This window comes from Pseudomonas sp. PONIH3 (assembly GCF_002934345.1).
Classification (GTDB): Bacteria; Pseudomonadota; Gammaproteobacteria; order Pseudomonadales; family Pseudomonadaceae; genus Aquipseudomonas; species Aquipseudomonas soli.
In genome coordinates this window covers 2102893-2120834 of the sequence record NZ_CP026386.1, presented here as the reverse complement: position 1 = coordinate 2120834, position 17942 = coordinate 2102893, and the positions used below count along the sequence as shown (strand labels likewise).

Below are 17942 nucleotides of genomic sequence, written 5' to 3'. Positions count from 1 at the left end.
AGATCGCTTGCCGGCTTGTCCAATCGCTACGCAAAATACCGTATTCAAGCTCGGCGCTTTCCATTGCCTCTTCTAGTTCAAGCATCAAGTGGTCGCCTTCGATCAGGCCGCTCGGCGCAGACGATGCAAACTACCGATCCTGTAACGATTAAGCAGTGGCTGAACTGGCTTAGTTTTAGTCTGGACACTTGTGAGTGTATGTAACCCCAGGGCCAGCGTTGCACTAATGGCTTTCACTGCGCGGCCCTTTTCCGTATGATCCGCGCGCCATCCGTTTGATGGTGGATCATGGACTAAAGGATTTTTATGAAAAAGCTGATCAAAGCTACTGTCGCTGTTGCTGTCGTTTCGGGCGTTGCCCTGCTGTCCGGCTGCACCGGCCAGGTCTACAACCAGCCTAAGAACTGCTCGTACGACTACCTGTTCCACCCATCGGTTTCCATCTCCAAGATCATCGGCGGCTGCGGTCCGATCGATAAACTGCCTCAGCAGCAGTAATCTTGGGATTACCCTGATCCGGCCGTTCACGGCCTGATCCAAGACCCCCGACCATGGATGTGGCCGGGGGTTTTTGTTTTCCGGGGCGTGGTGGCTTGTCGCGTGGCAACCTGTCGTCTTGACGCCCCGGCCCGCGTTTGTTTGTGCTGGCAATTCGGTTACAATCCGTAAATCGTTTCAGCCTTGTCGGTCAATCCGACCAAAGGCTGGCGCGTCCAATGTCTCTCTGGCTGCTGAACAATGATCACAACAAGCCTGCGCTGAAGAACATGGAATACCTGGGCCAGCCACAGGCCCACCCTCCGTTCTACTGACTGGAATCGATCAATGTTCAAGAAAGCTGGCAAGACCTTGCTGGGTCTGGCTGTCGCGGCGAGCTTCATGCAAGCGCACGCTGCCGACACCAAGAAAGTCGACGTGCTGCTGGTTGGCGGCGGCATCATGAGCTCCACCCTGGCTGTCTGGCTCAACGAGCTGGAGCCAAGCTGGTCGATGGAGATGGTCGAGCGCCTGGACGGCGTCGCCGAAGAAAGCTCCAACGGCTGGAACAACGCCGGTACCGGCCACTCCGCGCTGGCCGAGCTGAACTACACCCCGGAAGACAAAGACGGCAAGGTCAACATCACCAAGGCCATCGAGATCAACGAGTCGTTCCAGATCTCCCGCCAGTTCTGGGCCTGGCAGGTACGCCAGGGCGTGCTGAAGAACCCGCACTCGTTCATCAACACCACTCCGCACATGAGCTTCGTCTGGGGCGATGACAACATCAAGTTCCTGAAGAAGCGCTACGACGCCCTGCAGGCCAGCCCGCTGTTCCGTCCGATGCAGTATTCCGAGGACCACGCGCAGATCGCCAAGTGGGTCCCGCTGATGATGGAAGGCCGTGACCCGAACCAGAAGCTGGCGGTTACCTGGACCCCGATCGGCACTGACGTCAACTTCGGCGAGATCACCCGCCAGTTCGTTGGCAGCCTGCAGACCAAAAAGAACTTCGACCTGAAGCTGTCCACCGAAGTGCAGGACATCACCCGCAACGAAGACGGCTCCTGGCACGTCGAGTACAAGAACCTGAAGGACGGTACCGAATCGGCCACCGACGCCAAGTTCCTGTTCATCGGTGCCGGCGGCGGCGCGCTGAAGCTGCTGCAGAAGTCGGGCATCCCCGAGGCCAAGGAATACGCAGGCTTCCCGGTTGGTGGCTCGTTCCTGGTGACCGAGAACCCGACCGTTGCCATGCAGCACATGGCCAAGGCCTACGGCATCGCCTCGACCGGCGCGCCACCCATGTCGGTACCGCACCTGGACACCCGCGTGCTGGACGGCAAGCGCGTGATCCTGTTCGGGCCATTCGCCACCTTCTCGACCAAGTTCCTGAAGAACGGCTCGTACCTGGACCTGCTGAGCAGCGCCACCACCCACAACGTCTGGCCGATGGCCCGCGTCGGCATCGACCAGTACCCGCTGGTCGAGTACCTCGCCGGCCAGCTGATGCAGTCCGACGACGACCGTTTCGCCGCCCTGCAGACCTACTTCCCGAACGCCAAGAAGGAAGACTGGAAGCTGTGGCAGGCCGGTCAGCGCGTGCAGATCATCAAGCGTGACGAAGAGAAGGGCGGCGTGCTGAAGCTGGGCACCGAGGTCGTGGCTTCCCAGGACCGCACCATCGCCGGCCTGCTGGGCGCCTCGCCAGGTGCCTCGACTGCCGCGCCGATCATGCTCAACGTGCTCGAAACCGTGTTCAAGGAGAAGGTCGCCACCCCTGAATGGCAGGCCAAGATCAAGGAAATCGTGCCGAGCTACGGTACCAAGCTGAACGACTCGGCCGCTGCCACCCAGAAAGAGTGGGATTACACCGCTGAAGTCCTGCAACTGGAGAAGCCGCCGGTGCTCGATCAGAGCGTCAAGACCACCGCTGCCCCAGGCGCGCCGGTCGAGAGTAAGCCTGCGAACGACATGGCGCTGTAAGGCCCATGTTGGCCGGGCTTGCCCGGCAACACCAACCACGAGGATCGCCCCTGGCGGCCTCGTGGTTTTTTTGTGCCTGGATAATCGAGAGAAACAGCCCCGCCGGCGGCAGGCAGGGGTTCAACGTTGTTCGAGAATGCTGCCCAGCAACCCTGGAAAACGGCTTTCGAGCTCATCGCTGCGCAACGAGTTCATGTGCGTGGTACCGACATTGCGGGTGTACACCAGCCCCGAGTCACGCAATACACGGAAGTGATGGGACATGCTCGACTTGGGCCGGCCGCCGTCCAGCTCGCCGCAGCTGGCTTCGGCGACACCCGCCAGGCGGCGCACGATATCCATGCGCACAGGGTCGCTCAGCGCGTAGAGCAAGCGCTCCAGCGTCAGGTCTTCGGGATTGGGGTGGGTATAGGCTCGCATGGTTGACATGATAACGGGGGTTTCACAAATTGCCATAGTTCGAATATGATCGAACAATCGTATCCAACCCCATCCCTGGAGTTACCTCATGGCCGCATTGTTCGAACCCTACGCCCTCAAAGACGTCAACCTGCGCAACCGCATCGCCGTTCCGCCGATGTGCCAGTACATGGCCGAAGATGGCCTGATCAATGACTGGCACCAGGTGCATTACGCGGGCCTGGCCCGTGGTGGCGCCGGGCTGGTGGTGGTCGAGGCCACCGCGGTGTCCCCGGAAGGGCGCATCACCCCCGGCTGCGCCGGCATCTGGAACGACACCCAGGCCCAGGCGTTCGTGCCGGTGGTCAAGGCGATCAAGGCCGCCGGTTCCGTGCCGGGCATCCAGATCGCCCACGCCGGGCGCAAGGCCAGCGCCAACCGCCCCTGGGAAGGTGACGACCACATCGCCGCCGACGATGCCCGCGGCTGGGACACCATCGCCCCGTCCGCCATCGCCTTCGGCGCCCACCTGCCGAAAGTGCCGAAGGCCATGACCCTGGACGATATCGCCCGGGTCAAGCAAGACTTCGTCGATGCCGCACGGCGTGCCCGCGATGCCGGTTTCGAATGGATCGAGCTGCATTTTGCCCATGGTTACCTGGGCCAGAGCTTCTTCTCCGAGCATTCCAACCAGCGCACCGACGCCTACGGCGGTAGCTTCGACAACCGCACGCGCTTCCTTTTGGAAACCCTGGCCGCCGTGCGCGAGGTGTGGCCGGAGAACCTGCCGCTGACCGCTCGCTTCGGCGTGCTGGAGTATGACGGCCGTGACGAGCAGACCCTGCAGGAATCCATCGAACTGGCGCGCCGGTTCAAGGCCGGTGGCCTGGACCTGCTGAGCGTCAGCGTTGGCTTTACCATTCCCGAGACCAACATCCCGTGGGGGCCGGCGTTCATGGGCCCGATCGCCGAACGTGTGCGTCGCGAGGCCAAGCTGCCGGTGACCTCGGCCTGGGGCTTCGGCACCCCGGAGCTGGCCGAAGGCGCGCTGCAGGCCAACCAGCTGGACTTGGTGTCGGTAGGGCGTGCGCACCTGGCTGACCCGCACTGGCCGTATGCCGCTGCCAAGGCCCTGGGCGTGGACAAGGCTTCGTGGACCTTGCCAGCGCCTTATGCGCACTGGCTCGAGCGTTATCGCTGAGTGAGGCAGGGGCCGCCACGCGGCCCCGGTTTCAAAACCGGCTCAATCGGTAGGCGCTGATTTGCGGGCAGTCTTCGCCATTTACCAACCGCCCCATCCATTCCGCCGTCACCGCCGCCTGGGTCAACCCCAGGTGCTGATGACCGAACGCTAGCAGCACCTTGCCATCGGCCACTCGGTCGATCACTGGCAGCGAATCCGGCAACGAAGGCCGGAACCCCATCCACGGCGTCGCCCCCTCGGCATCCAGCTCGCGCCGGAACAAGCCCTTGCTCAACCGATGCAGTTGCCACGCCCGCTGCATGCTAGGCGGCGCCTCGAGTCCGGCGAATTCCACCGTGCCGGCCAGGCGCAGGCCGTCGGCCATGGGCGTCATGATGAACTTGCGCTCCAGCGAGGTGACGGCGAACGGCAGGCGCTGGTGCTCCGCCGGCAGCATCAGGTGGTAGCCGCGCTCGGTATCCAGGGGCACCCGCCGGCCGGTCAGGGTGGCGGTGAGCTTGGCCGAGTGGGCGCCGGCACTGATCAACACCTGGCTGGCCTCGAGGGGGCCCTGGTCGCTGGCAAGGCTGACGCCCTGGCCATGCACCCGACCGCCACTGACCTCGGCGCGAAGAAAGCGTACGCCGCCGGCCTTTGCGGCGCTGAACATTTCGCAGACCACATGATAGGGGTCGAGGAAGTGACCGGTACGCGGGAAGAACAGGCCACCCAGGATCGACGGGCTCAACTGCGGCGCCGCTTCGCTCACTGCCTCTGCCGACCACAGGTCCACGGGTACGCCCTGTGCCTGCATGCGGGCGCGTAACGCCGCGAGGGCCTGGCGCGATTCGTGGCGTTCGAACACCAGCAGCGACCCGTCTTCCTTGAGCAAGGGGCTGCGGTCGATGGATGCGAGCAGCCGTTGCCAGGCGCCAAGGCTGTTTTCATTCAACGCCCGAATGCCGGCCACGCTGCGCTGGAACGGCGCCGGGCGCAGGTTCAGCAGCAGCCGGGTGAACCAGGGCAGGGCGCGCGGCAGGTACTTCCAGTCCAGGCGCAGCGGGCCCATCGGGTCCAGCAACATCGCCGGCAGGCGCTTGAGGATCGACAGGTCGGCGATGGGAAACACCTGCTCGGTGGCCAGGTGCCCGGCGTTGCCATACGAAGCGCCATGGCCCGGTGCCTGGCGATCGATCAGCAGCACCCGGCGGCCCTGGCGTGCCAGCTGCAGGGCGCAGGCGACGCCGACGATGCCGGCGCCGACCACGGCGATGTCCGTGTCAGTGGCGGTCATGGTTCAGGCTTCCCGCTGGCCATCGAGCAGCCGCCGCAGGTGCAGCGGATTGGCCTGCTGCAATGCCCCGGGCAGCAGGGCGTCGGGGAAGTCCTGGTAGCACACCGGGCGCAAGAAGCGCAGGATCGCCGCAGTGCCCACCGAGGTACTGCGGGCGTCCGAGGTGGCCGGGAACGGGCCGCCATGGACCATGGCGTCGCTGACCTCAACTCCGGTCGGCCAGCCATTGACCAGAATTCGTCCGGCCTTGCGTTCGAGAGTTGGCAGCAGGCGGCGGGCGCTGTCCAGATCGGCCTCGTCGAGGTGCAGGGTGGCGGTCAGTTGGCCTTCCAGATGCTCGGCCACCTGGCGGATTTGCTCATCGTTGTCGCATGCCACCACCAGCGAGGCGGCGCCGAACACTTCGGCTTGCAGCGTAGGGTCGGCAAGAAACGCCTGCGCGGTGGTGACGAACAACTGAGCCTGGCACTGGTTCGGCCCCTGCGCCGGCAGGCTGTTCGCCGCGCAGCGGGCGTTTTGGTTCTCGCTCAGTGCTGCCACGCCGTCAGCATAGGCATTGGCGATAGCCGGGGTGAGCATGGTCTGCGCCGCCGCTTGGCCAACATGGGCGCTGGCGACAACCAGGAAGTGCTCGAGGGCCGGGCCCTGCCGGGCGACCACCAGCCCGGGATTGGTGCAGAACTGGCCGGCGCCTTGGGTCAGCGAAGTGACAAAGCCTTGCGCCAGGGTTTCACTGCGCGAGCGCAAGGCGCCATCGAACAGGAACACCGGGTTGATAGCGCTCATTTCGGCATAGACCGGGATCGGCTCCGGGCGCGCCTGGGCCGCCTGGCAAAGGGCGAGGCCACCGCTGCGCGAACCGGTGAAGCCGACCGCCTTGATACGTGGATCAGTGACCAGGCCGATGCCTAGTTCACGGCCCGCGCCGTACAACAGGGAAAACACGCCTTCGGGCAGTTCGCACTGCGCGACTGCCCGGGCCACGGCCAGGCCAACCAGTTCGCTGGTGCCGGGGTGGGCGCCGTGGGCCTTGACCACCACCGGGCAGCCCGCGGCCAGTGCCGAGGCGGTGTCGCCGCCGGCTACCGAGAAGGCCAGCGGGAAGTTACTGGCGCCAAACACCGCCACCGGGCCCAGGGCCACCTGGCGTTGGCGCAGGTCCGGGCGGGGCAGCGGCTGGCGCTCGGGCAGGGCATTGTCCACGCGCACATCCAGCCACTCACCGGCGCGTACCACCCGGGCGAAGGTGCGCAGCTGGGCACAGGTGCGGCCACGTTCACCCAGCAGGCGGGCCTTGGGCAGGCCGGTCTCGGCGTGGGCGCGGTCGATCAACGCATCGCCCAGGGCTTCGATCTGTTCGGCGATGGTTTCGAGAAAACCGGCGCGTTGTTCGAGAGGTGTTTCGCGGTAGGTATCGAATGCCGCCCAGGCCAGGGTGCAGGCCTGAGCCATCTGTTCGCTGCTGGCGCCGGCATAGGCGGGTTCCAGGGCCTGGTTGCTGCTCGGATCGATGGCGCGGATTGTTTCGCGGTTGCCGGGCACGGCACGCTGGCCGATCAGCAGGTTGCCTGTCAGGGTCATGGGGCGTCCTTTGGAATCAAGTATGGGAGCGGAGGGCGTGGGAGCTGGCTTGCCCCGCGAACACCGACCAATCCGGTGCCAGGTACTGCGTCGCCTGCTTCGCGGGGCAAGCCCGCTCCCACCAGTGTCCTCGTTATCAGGCGATGTTCTGCTCGGCCGACCAGCTGGCGTACCAGCTGCGGAACAGCGCGTACTGCTGCTCGGCATAGTTGCGCTGGGCGTCGCTGAGGGCGTCGGTTTCGTTGAAGTGCAGGCGGTACTCGGTGTCGCCGTTGAGCACCATCAGGTGCTTGTAGTACAGCACCAGGTCGCAGCCTTCATCGAACGACGACAGTACCGCCAGCGCTGCTTCCAGCTCCCGGGCCTGGCGTCGGGCCTTGGCATCGCCCTTGGCGGCGCGCTTGCTCAGGCTGACCAGCTGCAGCACTTCGCGGGGCAGCGCGTTGCCGATGCCGGTGATGGCGCCGGTGGCGTTGCAGTTGACGAAGCCATGCACCACTTGCGTGTCGACGCCCACCATCAGGGTCACAGCCTCGTCCTGGGAGGTGATGTGCTCGGCGGCGTAGCGCAGGTCGGCGCCACCGCCGAACTCCTTGAAACCGATCAGGTTCGGGTACTCGCGGCGCAGCTCAAAGAACAAGTCGGCGCGGGTGGCGAAGCCGTAGTAGGGGCTGTTGTAGATCACCGCCGGCAGCTTCGGCGCGGCAGCGAGGATCGCCGAGAAGTGGTGCTTCTGGGCGATCAGCGAGGCACCACGGGACAGCACGCGAGGGATGACCATCAGGCCGGCGGCACCAACCTTGGCGGCGTGGGCGGCATGGGATACGGCTTCGCGGGTGTTCACCGCGCCGGTGCCGACGATGGTCGGGATGCCGGCGGCCACCAGGCGCGCCACGCCTTCCTGGCGCTCGGCCTCGGTCAGCAGCGGCCAGTCGCCCATCGAGCCGCAGTACACCACCGCGCTCATGCCGGCGTCGATCAGTTCGCGGCCCTTGCGCACCAGGGCGTCGAAGTCCGGCTTGCGCTCGGCGGTGCAGGGGGTCATCAGGGCGGGCATGGTGCCGGTGAAGATGTTGTCGGTCATTGTTGTCACTCCTGGCGGTATTCAGTGGGAAATGAATGGGGTCAGATGCCCCAGGCGAACGGATCCTGTTCGTCGATCAGCAGGGTGCTGTCGGCGGTCATGTGGGCGCGGCCGGTGATGAACGGGCGAATGCGTTCGCCGTCGCGTTCGTAGCGGCCCTGGAAGCGGCTGCCGGTGATGCTGGCCTGGACCCAGGTCTGGCCTTCGGCGAGCTTGCCGTCGGCGGCCAGGCACGCCAGCTTGGCGCTGGTGCCGGTACCACAGGGCGAGCGGTCGTAGGCCTTGCCGGGGCACATGACGAAGTTGCGGCTGTCGGCGTTGGCGTCGTCGGCGAACAGTTCGACATGGTCGATCGGGGCATCGTGTTCGCCGGTGATGCCCTGGGCCTCGAGGGCCTTGAGCAGGGCCCAGGTGTAGTCGGTGAGGGCTTCACGGTTGTCCAGCTCGATACGCTGGCCGTGGTCGGAGACCAGGAAGAACCAGTTGCCGCCCCAGGCGATGTCGCCATGCACCTGGCCATGCCCAGGCACTTGCACCGCGACCTGCCGGCGGTAGCGGTAGGACGGCACGTTGCCGACAGTGACGGAGCCGTCGTCATGCAAGGTGGCACTGACCTGGCCGACCGGTGTATCGATCTTGTGCACGCCAGGTTCGATCAGGCCGAGGTGGCGCAGCGAAGCGACCAGGCCGATGGTGCCGTGACCGCACATGTTCAGGTAGCCGGCGTTGTTGAAGAAGATCACCCCGCAGGTCGCATCCGCGGACACCGGGGGGCAGTACAGCGCGCCCACCAGCACGTCGTTGCCGCGCGGCTCCAGCAGGCAGGCGCGGCGCCAGTGGTCGTGCAGCTCGCGCAGTTCGTCGCGCTGCTCGGCCATGCTGTGGCCGTGCAGTGGCGGGAAGCCCTTCATCACCAGGCGGGTCGGTTCGCCGCCGGTGTGGGAGTCGATGACATGAACCTGTTTCATCAGCGTGTCCATTGTGTAGTGGGTCAGGAGGCGACAGCGGCGGGCTGTCGGCCGGCATGGGTTTCGCTGCTGGCTTCGCTTTCATCGTCGCCATCGAGGCGCACCAGCCGCGCCGGCACGCCGGTGGCGGCGCCCCAGTAGTAGATGCCCAGGGCACTGGCAGCCACGACCACGGTATCCAGCGGGTGGCCGATCACGCCCAGGCCACCGAAGCTGCCCAGCCAGGAGAGGAAAATGGTCACGGCGTAGAAGCCGATCAGCCAGGCCGACGAGCGCACCTGCTGGCCCAGCGACAGGTGTTCGGTAGGCACGAAACGGCGGCACAGCAGGTACAGCACGAACATCACGATCTGCAGCGCCAGCAGCCAGGACACGGTGTTCCAGCCCGACCAGTAGACGATCAGCGCGGCGATGATGAACGACAGCGGGCCGAGCACGCCCATGCCCTTGACCCGGAACGGCCGGGCCATGTCCGGGGCGCTGCGACGCAGGGCGGCCACGGACACCGGGGCTACGGCGTAGCTCAGCACCAGCGCGGCGGAGACCACGTTGATCAGCGCCTCCCACGACGGGAACGGCAGGGTCCAGAACACCGCCAGGGCGAAGGTCAGCCACAGCGCCGGGCGCGGGATGCCGGATTGCTCGTCGATGCGGGTGAAGTACTTGAAGAAGGTGCCGGTCTGCGCCCAGCCGTAGATCACTCGCGGGGTGGCGTTCATGTAGATGTTGCCGCAGCCGCTGGGCGAGATCACCGCGTCGGCCACCACCAGGTAGGCCAGCCAGCCGACGCCCAGGGCCAGGGCGATGTCACGGTAGGGCAGGGCCAGTTCCTTGGTCACCCCGGCCCAGCCGTTGGCGATCATCTCGGTCGGCACGCTGCCGAGGAACGCCAGTTGCAGCAGGGCATAGATCGCGGTGGACAGCAGCACCGAGAGAATCAGCGCGATGGGGATGGTGCGCTGCGGGTTCTTCACCTCGCTGGCCACCGAGATGATCGGGGTCAGGCCCAGGTAGGCGAAGATGATGCCGCCGGCCGACACCGCCATCTCCACCCCGGACAGGCCGAACGGGGCGAAGCCCTGGACCTCGAAGTTCTCCGGCTTGAAGAAGGTGAACAGTACGCCGATCACCAGCAGCGGCACGATGAACTTGAACACGCTGATCAGGTTGTTGGCCTTGGCGAAGGTCTTCACGCTGCGGTAGTTGAGAAGGAAGAACAGCCCGAGCAGCGCGAACTGCACCAGCCAGCCAAGCACCGTCGGGTCGCTGGAGCCGGCCTTGGTCAAGGCCGGGAACCAGGCCGCGGCGTACTGGCGCGAGGCGACCACCTCGATGGCGATCAGGCTGGAGAAGGCGATCAGGGTGATGAAACCCATCAGGTAGCCGAGCAGTGGGCCGTGGGAGTACACCGGGTAGCGCACCACGCCGCCGGCCCGTGGCAGGGCGGCGCCGAGCTCGCAGTAGACGATGCCCAGCAGCAGCACGGCGAAACCGCCGAGGAACCAGGAGAGGATGCCGGCCGGCCCGGCGATGGCCGAGACGTGGCTGGCGGCGAACAGCCAGCCCGAGCCGAAGATGGCACCTAGGCCGATGAAGGTGAGGTCCAGCAGTGACAGCTGTTTTTTGAATTTGCCTGACATGGGGGCGCCTTCTTGTAGGTTTTGGATAGGCAGGTCTGATGTCACGATGCGGCGGCATGCGCCGCGTTCTTGTAGGTCGTGGGGCGGCTTGCGTGGGGCATAGAGTGGACCGATCGGGGGCTCGGTTCTTGATGGTTTTCTGCAAGGTGGGTGACGAAATCGGCATAGTCGGGAGCAAGTGCTGGCGCTCGGAGGGGGCTGCTGACTAGGCTTGCAGGGCGCCAGAACCACTAGAGATAACCGCATGTCCGAGCAACCGTTGACTGCCCTGTACCAGCACCTCGACCAGCACCGCCCCGAATCCCTCGAAGCCTTGCTGACCGGCGTGGTCTGGCTGCTGCCGATGCTGGACGTCATCGCCAATGCGGCGATCTTCATCAAGGACGACCACGCCCGCTATGTGCTGGCAAACCGCACGCTGGTCCAGCGCTGCGGTTTGAAACGCCTGCAACCGCTGCTGGGCAAGACCAGCGCCGAGGTGTTCCCGGCGCGCCTGGGCCCTGGCTACACCGAGCAGGATCGCCGGGTGCTGGAGCAGGGCCAGGTGCTGGAGGACCAGCTCGAGCTGCACCTGTACGGCAGCCGCGAACCGGGCTGGTGCCTGACCCACAAACGCCCGCTGTATGACGCGGCGGGGGCGATCATCGGCCTGGTGGGTATTTCGGTCGACCTGCAGTCAGCCGCCGACACCCACCCCGCCTACCAGCGCCTGGCCGCTGTGGACGCGCATATCCGCGCGCATTTCCACCAGCCGATCAGCATGGGCGAGCTGACGCGCATCGCCGGCATCTCGGTTGCGCAACTGGAGCGCTACTGCAAGCGGGTGTTCCACCTCACCCCCCGGCAGATGATCCACAAGGCCCGCCTGGAACATGCGCACCACCTGCTGCACAGCGACCTGCCGATCATCGAGGTGGCGCTGCGCTGTGGCTACACCGACCACAGCGCGTTCAGCCGGCAGTTCAGGCAACTGACCGGGTTTACCCCGCGCCAGTACCGTCAAGCGACGGCTCAGGAAGCTTGAAACAGGGCGCGGGCTTCGTCGAAACACTGCTCGGCGATGGCCGAGCGTGGCTCGCTGCGGCGCAGCAGCAGGCCGACCGGGCTGTGGATGCTCGCCTCTTGCACGGGAATGATGCGCATGTGCTGGCTGAGCTCTTCCAGGCCGCAGTCCAGTGGCATGATCGCGCAGCACACGCCGGTGTTGATCGCCTGGATCAGCTGGAAGGTCGAGTCGCTCTCGAGCACGGCGTTGGGCGTAAGGCCGCGGCTGCGGAAGCTCAGGTCGAGGGATTGGCGGTAGTGCATGCCTTTGCTCAGCAGGCCCAGCGGCAGGTCGCCGAGGTCTTCCCAGTGCAGGCTGTCGGCCTCGAACTGGAAGTGCCGGGTGTCGTGCAGCAGGCCCATGGTGGTGATGCTCAGTTCGATCACTTCGAAGAAGCTGGTGTTGACCTGGTCGAGGTAGCAGATGCCCAGGTCGAGCTGGTTGCGGCTCAGGCCGTCGATCACCTGCTCGGAGCTCAGCGACGACAGCTGGAAATGCAGCTCGGGGTACTTTGCGCGCAACGGCATTAGCAGTTGCATGGGGTTGAAGCTGGCCAGCGGCACGGTACCCAGGCGCAGGCTGCCGACCACCTGGCCCCGGCAGCTGGCAGCCTCGGCCTGCAGGCCGTCGTGGGCGGCAAGCAGGGTGCGGGCCCAGGCCAGAATACGTTCGCCGGCTTCGGTGAAGCCTTCGAAGCGCTGGCCGCGCTTGACCAGCACCAGGTCGAGTTCGTCTTCGAGGTTGCGCAGGCGCATGGACAGGGTCGGCTGGGTGATGTGGCACAGCGCCGCGGCCTGGCCGAAGTGGCGGGTCTGGTCGAGGGCGATGAGGAACTTGAGCTGTTTGATGTCCATGGTGCGGCCTGGGTTGCGGGGTGGGTAGACCTTAACCAAGAGTGAAGCACCTGGCTAATCATTGCTGACAAATTCGTCGGCCCGTGGCGGGCAGGCGATAGAAACCGTCGATCACCCGGTACGCTCTATCGATTGGACGCTACCGGGGCTTCTCTCTAACGTGGCCGCCAAGCCAATCCTGGAGCAAAGGCCATGAGCGTGAAACCGGACGCGGTGTTCGTACCGCTGAACATCGCGGTGCTGACCGTCAGCGACACCCGCACCTTCGAGAACGATACCTCCGGCGAGCTGCTGGCCAGCCGCGCCGTCGGCGTGGGCCACCGCCTGGTGGCGCGCGAGCTGCTCAAGGACGACCTGTACAAGATCCGCGCCCAGGTCGCCACCTGGATCGCAGACGAACAGGTGCAAGTGGTGCTGATTACCGGCGGTACCGGTTTCACTGGCCGCGATAGCACGCCGGAAGCGGTGGACTGCCTGCTGGACAAGCGCATCGACGGGTTCGGTGAGTTGTTCCGCGCCTTGTCGATTCTCGATATCGGTACCTCGACCGTGCAGAGCCGGGCCCTGGCCGGCATGGCCAACGGTACCCTGGTGTGTTGCCTGCCGGGCTCGACCGGCGCCTGCCGCACGGCATGGGAGGGGATCCTGGCCGAGCAGCTGGATGCGCGGCACCGGCCGTGCAACTTCGTCCCGCACCTGAAGCCGATCGGGGCCTGCGAAAGCCGCGGTTGACCTCAGGGCTCCATCGCGGGGCAAGCCCGCTCCCACGCCGATCTTATTTCAGCACACACGCTGGCGTGGGAGCGGGCTTGCCCCGCGATGAGACTTCAACTCAACACATGATCCACCGGCACCAACGCCGGTGGCAGTGGCTCATGCCCCAGCGCCGACAGCACATCACGCTCTATGGTGCGCACCAGCGCATCGGTCGGCAGGTCGTTCTCATCCCGCCCGAAGGGGTCCTCCAGCTCGTTGCCGATCGCATCCAGGCCGAAGAAGGTGTAGCTGACGATGGTGGTGAACAGCGGTGCCAGCCAGCCCAGCGGTTCGGCCAGGGCGAACGGCAGCAGCAGGCAGAAGATGTAGATGGTGCGGTGCAGCAGCAGGGTGTAGGGGAACGGCAGTGGCGTACCCTTGATCCGCTCGCAGGTGGCCTGCACGTCCGACAGGCCGGCCAGGCGCTGCTCCAGCAAGGTGTAGCGGAACTCGCTGATCGCTCCACGCTCCGCCAGCCGTGAACAATGTTCGCCCACCTCGCGCAGGATGCCGTCGCAGACATTGTGCGTCACTATCTGCGCCCTCTCGCCCAGCCAGGGGCGGGCGGCGCCGAGCTCGTCTTCGTTGCGCAGCCGGGCATTGAGGGCATGGGCGAAGGCACAGAGGCTGCGCAGCAGTTCCTCGCGCAGCGCCGCGTCCTTGATCGCCACGCTTTCGCGCACGAACGAGCGCACCTCGATGATCATCCGCCCCCAGGCCTTGCGGCCTTCCCACCAGCGGTCGTAGCAGGCGTTGTTGCGAAAGCTCATGAAGATCGACAGCGACAGCCCCAACAGGGTGAAGGGCGTGGCGCTGACCGGGTAGAACAGCGCCGGGTAGTGCCGCTCGACCAGCACGATCAGCGCCGCGAGCAAGGTCACCGCCAGGCAGCGCAGGGCGATGCGCTGGACGATCGAGCCTTTGAGGGTGAACAGCACGCGCAGCATGTCGGGGCGTGAGTGGACGATCAAGGCAGTTCCAGAGGCGGCCGATCAGCCGCCGGTCATGTTCATGAAGCGCAGGATCTGCACCTCGCCGCCCACTTCGAAGTGGTGACGGTAGGGTTTGAGCTGCATGGCGTCGCGGATGGCTTTTTCCAGGCGGGCGCTGTCGCCGGGGTGCTGGCGCATGACCTGTTTAAGGTCTACCGAGTGTTCGTTGCCCAGGCACAGCAACAGGCGGCCTTCGACGGTCAGGCGCACGCGGTTGCAGGTGGCGCAGAAGTTGTGGCTGTGGGGCGAGATGAAACCGACCCGTGTGTTGGGCGCCTCGGCCAGGCGCCAGTAGCGCGCCGGGCCCTGGGACGACTCGGCCGACTCGACCAGGGTGAAGTGCTCGGCCAGGCGTGCGCGTACGTCGTCGCTGGAGCAGAACGATTCGCCGCGCTCGTGCTCGCTGATTACGCCCAGGGGCATCTCTTCGATGAAGGAGATGTCCAGTTCGCGGTCGATGGCGAAACGCACCAGGTCGACGATCTCGTGGTCGTTGCGGCCCTTGAGCACCACCGCGTTGAGCTTGGTGCGGCGAAAGCCCGCGGCGCGGGCGGCGTCGATGCCGGCGATCACCTGCGCAAGGTCGCCGGTGCGGGTCAGGGCGCGGAAACGCTCGGAGTCGAGGCTGTCGAGGCTGATGTTCAGGCGCGACACGCCGGCATCGAACAGCGGCTGGGCCAGGCGGCCGAGCTGCGAGCCGTTGCTGGTCAGGCACAGTTCGCGCAGGCCGGGCAGGGCGGCGATGCGCCCGCAGAGCTCGACGATGCCTTGGCGTACCAGCGGCTCGCCGCCGGTCAGGCGGATCTTGCGCGTGCCCATGGCGACGAAACGCTCGGCGACCTGGTACAGCTCTTCGAGGCTGAGAATCTGCTGGCGCGGCAGGAACTGCATGTCTTCAGCCATGCAATAGACGCAGCGAAAGTCGCAGCGGTCGGTAACCGACATCCGCAGGTAATCGACTTTGCGGTTGAAACCGTCGATCAGGGCCTGGGCGTTCTTTTCCACGTTCGCGCTCGACATTGAAGTGGCTGGGGGCGGCCAAACGCCGCGGATAAGGTCCAAGCTATAACCTGCGCCCATTGGCGTCAAATTGCTTTGCCCGACCATTCGATCAGTCTCCTCTATCACAGCTGCAGGCCGCGCTGGCCAAGGTCTGGGCCCGGTGATCGAAACGGTTTATCACGCCGTCATTTATTTCGATTGGACGCAGCAGGGGGCGCTTCTTAGGCTGGAAAAAACACCGTGCGGAGAAGCGCAGCATGAGCCAGGACGAACACATCAGGGACTACAAGGGGCCGGCCGCCGGCTGGGGCGCGCTCAAGAGCGTGACCAAGAGCTGGCTGGGCAGCGAGAACGCCTTCAAGAACCTGCGGGCCATGCTCAAGACCAACCAGAACGGTGGTTTCGACTGCCCGGGTTGCGCCTGGGGCGAATCGCCGGAAAGCGATATGGTCAAGTTCTGCGAGAACGGCGCCAAGGCGGTCAACTGGGAAGCCACCGGTCGCTCGGTGGATCCGGCGTTCTTCGCCCGCTATAGCGTCAGCGCCTTGCTCGAACAGACCGACTACTGGCTCGAGTACCAAGGCCGCATCACCCACCCGATGCGCTACGACGCGGCCACCGACCATTACGTCGAGATCAGCTGGGACGAGGCGTTCGCCCTGGTCGCCCGGCATCTGAACGGCCTCGCTTCGCCCGACCAGGCCGAGTTCTACACCTCGGGCCGGGCCAGCAACGAGGCGGCGTTCCTCTACCAGTTGTTCGTGCGTGCCTACGGCACCAACAATTTCCCCGACTGCTCGAACATGTGTCACGAGGCCAGCGGCGTGGGCATGGCCGAAACCCTTGGCGTGGGTAAGGGCACGGTGGTGTTCCATGACCTGGAGCTGGCCGATGCGATCTTCGTGATTGGCCAGAACCCCGGCACCAACCACCCGCGCATGCTCGAACCGCCGCGCGAGGCGGTCAAGCGTGGTGCCCAGGTGGTCTGCTTCAACCCGCTCAAAGAGCGCGGGCTCGAGCGCTTCCAGCATCCGCAGCACCCGTTCGAGATGCTCAGCAATGGCTCCGAACCAACCAATACCGCCTACTTCCGCCCGGCGCTGGGTGGCGACATGGCGGCCATGCGCGGCATCGCCAAGTTCCTCCTGCAGTGGGAACGCGAAGCGCAGCTGAACGACGAGCCGCCGGTGTTCGATCACGCTTTCATCGCTGAGCACACCAGTGGCGTCGAGGCCTACCTGGCTGTGGTGGACGCCACACCCTGGGAACATATCGTCGAGCAGTCGGGCCTGAACAAGGCTGAGATCGAGCTGGCCGCGCGCATGTACCGCAAGGCCGAGCGGGTCATCATGTGCTGGGCCATGGGCGTCACCCAGCACCGCCACTCGGTGCCGACCGTGCAGGAAATCGTCAACCTGCAGCTGCTGCGCGGCAACGTCGGCAAGCCCGGCGCTGGCCTGTCGCCAGTGCGTGGCCACAGCAACGTGCAGGGCGACCGCACCATGGGCATCGACGAGAAGCCCAGCGCTGCCTGGCTCGACACCCTCGAGAAGCGCTTCCACTTCAAAGTGCCACGCGCCCACGGTCACAACGCCGTGCTGGCGATCCAGGCTATGGAAGAAGGCCGGGCCAAGGTGTTCATCGGCTTGGGCGGCAACTTCGCCCAGGCGACGCCCGACACCCCGCGGACCCACGCCGCACTGCGCAACTGCGAGCTGACCGTGCAGGTCTCCACCAAGCTCAATCGCTCGCACCTGGTTACCGGGCGCGATGCGCTGATCTTGCCGTGTCTGGGCCGCACCGAGATCGACATCCAGGCCGAGGGGCCGCAGGGCGTCACCGTGGAGGACACTTTCAGCATGGTGCATATTTCCCATGGGCAGCTGAAGCCACGATCAGCGCAGTTGCGTTCGGAGCCGGCGATCGTTGCTGGCATGGCCAAGGCCACCCTTGGCAACCGGCCCATCGATTGGGACTACGCGATTGCCGACTATGGCCGCATCCGCAGCATGATCGCCGACGTGATTCCCGGCTTTGCCGATTTCAACGCCCGCCTACAGCATCCCGGTGGGTTCCACCTGGGCAACCAGGCCGCCGAACGCAACTTCCGCACCGCCACCGGCAAGGCGCGTTTCATACCGAGTCAGTTGCCGGAGCATCTGGTCAACGCGACCGTGCTGGCCCGTGGTGACAAGCCAGATCTGATCCTGCAGACCCTGCGCTCCCACGATCAGTACAACACCACCCTATACGGGCTGGATGACCGTTACCGTGGGGTGTTCGGCCTGCGCGAGGTGGTGTTTGTCAACGAGGCCGACATACGCCGCCTGGGCTTCGAGCCGGGTGAGCACGTGGACCTGGTGTCGCTATGGGAGGATGGCCGTGAGCGGCGGGTGTCGGGCTTCCGCCTGGTGGCATATGACGTACCTGAAGGTCAGGCGGCGGCGTATTACCCGGAGACCAATCCGTTGGTGCCGCTGGAAAGCTACGGTGAGGGGACCTACACACCAACCTCGAAGTTCGTGGCGATCAAGTTGGAGAAGGCGAGGGCGGGGAATCGGATCGAGGCTACCCTGGCTGACTGACAGGGTCGGCCTCATCGCTGGCAAGCCAGCTCCCACAAGGATATCGTTTGGCTTAAGGTGGACGCGGTCGGGGGGGAGCCGGCTTGCCGGGGGGGA

15 protein-coding genes are annotated in these 17942 nt (G+C 65.4%); 6 read left to right on the top strand and 9 right to left on the bottom strand.

What is annotated here, in order from left to right; genetic code table 11:
- Positions 1 to 306: 306 nt before the first annotated feature.
- Both C3F42_RS09645 and mqo read left to right on the top strand, forming a co-directional pair.
- Positions 307 to 498, top strand: coding sequence for a DUF4223 family protein (locus C3F42_RS09645; RefSeq protein WP_023630554.1), 192 nt, complete (start codon positions 307 to 309; stop codon positions 496 to 498).
- A 327-nt stretch (positions 499 to 825) separates the two neighbouring features.
- Positions 826 to 2463, top strand: a complete 1638-nt coding sequence (mqo, locus tag C3F42_RS09640; RefSeq protein ID WP_094010061.1) for a malate dehydrogenase (quinone) — start codon at positions 826 to 828, stop codon at positions 2461 to 2463.
- Positions 2464 to 2583: 120 nt separating this feature from the next.
- Here mqo and C3F42_RS09635 read toward each other — a convergent pair whose 3' ends face one another.
- The gene (locus tag C3F42_RS09635; protein WP_046856709.1) at positions 2584 to 2919 is read right to left on the bottom strand and encodes a helix-turn-helix transcriptional regulator; all 336 of its coding nucleotides are present in this window, start codon (positions 2917 to 2919) and stop codon (positions 2584 to 2586) included.
- Positions 2920 to 2971: 52 nt separating this feature from the next.
- Here C3F42_RS09635 and C3F42_RS09630 point away from each other — a divergent pair, with 52 nt between their 5' ends.
- Entirely contained in the window at positions 2972 to 4063 is a 1092-nt protein-coding gene (locus C3F42_RS09630; RefSeq protein ID WP_104444361.1) for an NADH:flavin oxidoreductase/NADH oxidase, read from the top strand.
- 31 nt (positions 4064 to 4094) lie between these two features.
- On the opposite strand, the gene C3F42_RS09625 is transcribed toward C3F42_RS09630, so the two are convergent.
- The 5 genes from C3F42_RS09625 to C3F42_RS09605 form a co-directional block, all read right to left on the bottom strand.
- Positions 4095 to 5339 carry an FAD-binding oxidoreductase gene (locus tag C3F42_RS09625; RefSeq protein WP_104444360.1) on the bottom strand — a complete coding sequence of 415 codons (1245 nt, stop codon included), beginning with the start codon at positions 5337 to 5339 and terminating at the stop codon, positions 4095 to 4097.
- 3 nt (positions 5340 to 5342) lie between these two features.
- Positions 5343 to 6920, bottom strand: coding sequence for an aldehyde dehydrogenase (NADP(+)) (locus C3F42_RS09620; protein WP_104444359.1), 1578 nt, complete (start codon positions 6918 to 6920; stop codon positions 5343 to 5345).
- 136 nt (positions 6921 to 7056) lie between these two features.
- Positions 7057 to 8004 (bottom strand): dihydrodipicolinate synthase family protein, encoded by a 948-nt coding sequence (locus C3F42_RS09615; protein ID WP_038705598.1) that lies wholly within the window; start codon positions 8002 to 8004, stop codon positions 7057 to 7059.
- Positions 8005 to 8045: 41 nt separating this feature from the next.
- Positions 8046 to 8972 (bottom strand): 4-hydroxyproline epimerase, encoded by a 927-nt coding sequence (locus C3F42_RS09610; RefSeq protein WP_038705599.1) that lies wholly within the window; start codon positions 8970 to 8972, stop codon positions 8046 to 8048.
- 23 nt (positions 8973 to 8995) lie between these two features.
- A complete protein-coding gene (locus C3F42_RS09605) occupies positions 8996 to 10612 on the bottom strand; it encodes an APC family permease (protein WP_104444358.1) in 1617 nt (538 codons plus the stop codon).
- Between the two features lie 244 nt (positions 10613 to 10856).
- On the opposite strand from C3F42_RS09605, the gene C3F42_RS09600 reads away from it, so the two are divergent.
- Positions 10857 to 11636 carry an AraC family transcriptional regulator gene (locus C3F42_RS09600; RefSeq protein ID WP_094010056.1) on the top strand — a complete coding sequence of 260 codons (780 nt, stop codon included), beginning with the start codon at positions 10857 to 10859 and terminating at the stop codon, positions 11634 to 11636.
- Here the strand turns inward: C3F42_RS09600 and C3F42_RS09595 are convergent.
- Positions 11624 to 12511 carry a LysR family transcriptional regulator gene (locus tag C3F42_RS09595; protein WP_038705600.1) on the bottom strand — a complete coding sequence of 296 codons (888 nt, stop codon included), beginning with the start codon at positions 12509 to 12511 and terminating at the stop codon, positions 11624 to 11626. The genes C3F42_RS09600 and C3F42_RS09595 overlap by 13 nt on opposite strands.
- Before the next feature lie 192 nt (positions 12512 to 12703).
- On the opposite strand from C3F42_RS09595, the gene moaB reads away from it, so the two are divergent.
- On the top strand, positions 12704 to 13243 hold the full coding sequence (moaB, locus tag C3F42_RS09590; RefSeq protein WP_023632839.1) for a molybdenum cofactor biosynthesis protein B: 540 nt from the start codon (positions 12704 to 12706) through the stop codon (positions 13241 to 13243).
- Between the two features lie 95 nt (positions 13244 to 13338).
- Here moaB and C3F42_RS09585 read toward each other — a convergent pair whose 3' ends face one another.
- Positions 13339 to 14238, bottom strand: a complete 900-nt coding sequence (locus C3F42_RS09585) for a bestrophin family protein (RefSeq protein WP_023632838.1) — start codon at positions 14236 to 14238, stop codon at positions 13339 to 13341.
- A 21-nt stretch (positions 14239 to 14259) separates the two neighbouring features.
- Positions 14260 to 15264 carry a GTP 3',8-cyclase MoaA gene (gene moaA / locus C3F42_RS09580; RefSeq protein ID WP_094010054.1) on the bottom strand — a complete coding sequence of 335 codons (1005 nt, stop codon included), beginning with the start codon at positions 15262 to 15264 and terminating at the stop codon, positions 14260 to 14262.
- A gap of 254 nt (positions 15265 to 15518) precedes the next feature.
- Here moaA and C3F42_RS09575 point away from each other — a divergent pair, with 254 nt between their 5' ends.
- Positions 15519 to 17846: an FdhF/YdeP family oxidoreductase gene (locus C3F42_RS09575; protein WP_104444357.1), complete on the top strand. Its 2328-nt coding sequence runs from the start codon at positions 15519 to 15521 to the stop codon at positions 17844 to 17846.
- Positions 17847 to 17942 lie beyond the last annotated feature (96 nt).

Excerpts from the sequence above, each read along its gene's own strand:
- C3F42_RS09610 (WP_038705599.1), bottom strand. The coding sequence starts at position 8,972 with ATGAAACAGGTTCATGTCATCGACTCCCACACCGGCGGCGAACCGACC.
- C3F42_RS09645 (WP_023630554.1), top strand. The coding sequence starts at position 307 with ATGAAAAAGCTGATCAAAGCTACTGTCGCTGTTGCTGTCGTTTCGGGC.
- C3F42_RS09600 (WP_094010056.1), top strand. The coding sequence starts at position 10,857 with ATGTCCGAGCAACCGTTGACTGCCCTGTACCAGCACCTCGACCAGCAC.
- C3F42_RS09620 (WP_104444359.1), bottom strand. The coding sequence starts at position 6,920 with ATGACCCTGACAGGCAACCTGCTGATCGGCCAGCGTGCCGTGCCCGGC.
- C3F42_RS09605 (WP_104444358.1), bottom strand. The coding sequence starts at position 10,612 with ATGTCAGGCAAATTCAAAAAACAGCTGTCACTGCTGGACCTCACCTTC.
- moaB (WP_023632839.1), top strand. The coding sequence starts at position 12,704 with ATGAGCGTGAAACCGGACGCGGTGTTCGTACCGCTGAACATCGCGGTG.
- C3F42_RS09615 (WP_038705598.1), bottom strand. The coding sequence starts at position 8,004 with ATGACCGACAACATCTTCACCGGCACCATGCCCGCCCTGATGACCCCC.
- C3F42_RS09635 (WP_046856709.1), bottom strand. The coding sequence starts at position 2,919 with ATGGCAATTTGTGAAACCCCCGTTATCATGTCAACCATGCGAGCCTAT.
- C3F42_RS09630 (WP_104444361.1), top strand. The coding sequence starts at position 2,972 with ATGGCCGCATTGTTCGAACCCTACGCCCTCAAAGACGTCAACCTGCGC.
- C3F42_RS09625 (WP_104444360.1), bottom strand. The coding sequence starts at position 5,339 with ATGACCGCCACTGACACGGACATCGCCGTGGTCGGCGCCGGCATCGTC.
- C3F42_RS09575 (WP_104444357.1), top strand. The coding sequence starts at position 15,519 with ATGAGCCAGGACGAACACATCAGGGACTACAAGGGGCCGGCCGCCGGC.
- C3F42_RS09595 (WP_038705600.1), bottom strand. The coding sequence starts at position 12,511 with ATGGACATCAAACAGCTCAAGTTCCTCATCGCCCTCGACCAGACCCGC.
- mqo (WP_094010061.1), top strand. The coding sequence starts at position 826 with ATGTTCAAGAAAGCTGGCAAGACCTTGCTGGGTCTGGCTGTCGCGGCG.